This is a genomic window from Lysinibacillus sp. fls2-241-R2A-57 (genome assembly GCF_030209535.1).
Classification (GTDB): domain Bacteria; phylum Bacillota; class Bacilli; order Bacillales_A; family Planococcaceae; genus Lysinibacillus.
The window spans coordinates 1-1,116 of record NZ_JARVRU010000189.1; the positions used below are offsets into that span (position 1 = coordinate 1).

Below are 1,116 nucleotides of genomic sequence, written 5' to 3' on the forward strand. Positions count from 1 at the left end.
ACCCAATTATAGGCGTTCGATTCACCGGATTTTCCGTCTGAACGTTTGATTATTTTCGCGTAGGTTTCATCCACATGTAGAACAGATTTTGCTATTAATATCTGCTTCATCTGTTCATAAACCGGTAGAAGCCAATCTTCAGCTACACGGATTACCCAGTTTGATAAATTCTTATCATTCGTGAGCAGGCCATATCGTTCCCATTCCTTTACCTGACGGTAAAGAGGCAAGTATTGGATGAACTTATCATAGATGAGTTTTGCTAGAATGGTAGGTCCTGCAATGCTTCGCTGAATGGCAGCTTGCGGGGCTTTCCCACGTTTCATTTGTGCTTTTTGTGTGGCATCCATTTTACAGTGCTTGCACTCGTAGGCATGTTCAATATGCTGGACGCGCATCATCTTTGCAGGAATGAATTTTGCTTCTTCACGCGCAATTGTTGTACCGGCTTCGGTCATTTGGCCAAGGCAACAGTCGCATTGTGTATTGGTGGGATGATGGTGAATTTCTTCAATTTCAATCCCATCACAAAAAGAATCATTCCTTTTTTTCTTATGTAGTTTACGCTCAACGGTATACGTAACAGTTGGCGTGCTTTGTTCTTCTGTCTGCTCAGAATCGTTAAAAGACGGATCGTCTTCAAATAAAGAGCATTGTCCGTCTGGTGCTTGATACTTTGATTTTTCTGATTTTGAACCGTATAAAGCCTTTGTTAATTGGCGAACTTGTTCTGTTAACACTTCTATTTGTTTCAATGATTGATCCAACTTCTTTGTCAGTTCATTATTTTGCTGATTTGAATGAGCCAATTGTTGCTCAAGTAATTGATTGAATTGTTCATTTTTGTTAGAAGATACGTTACCCACTGTATTCACCACTTTTCGTTCAGTATAAGTTATGGATGATTATACCATCTTAATAGGTGGTTTTAAAAGACACCTTTTTCTGATTTCGTAATTGCCTTTGGCTGCTGAAGTGATAATCCTTCCAACAGCCAACGAAGCTCCTGTTGTGAAAGATTACGCACTTCCTTTTCATCTTTTGGCCATTGTAGTTTACCGTTATCTAATCGTTTATAAAGTATGGCGAAGCCATCTCCATCAAAATACAAACATT

At 39.2% G+C, this 1,116-nt stretch carries 2 protein-coding genes; both read right to left on the reverse strand.

The window, feature by feature from the left end:
• On the reverse strand, positions 1 to 866 hold an 866-nt coding region (locus QRN68_RS23460), incomplete at its 3' end, for an IS66 family transposase (protein WP_285399593.1).
• Positions 867 to 928: 62 nt separating this feature from the next.
• Positions 929 to 1,116: IS66 family insertion sequence element accessory protein TnpB (gene tnpB / locus QRN68_RS23465; protein WP_285399594.1), on the reverse strand; the 188-nt coding region annotated here is incomplete at its 5' end.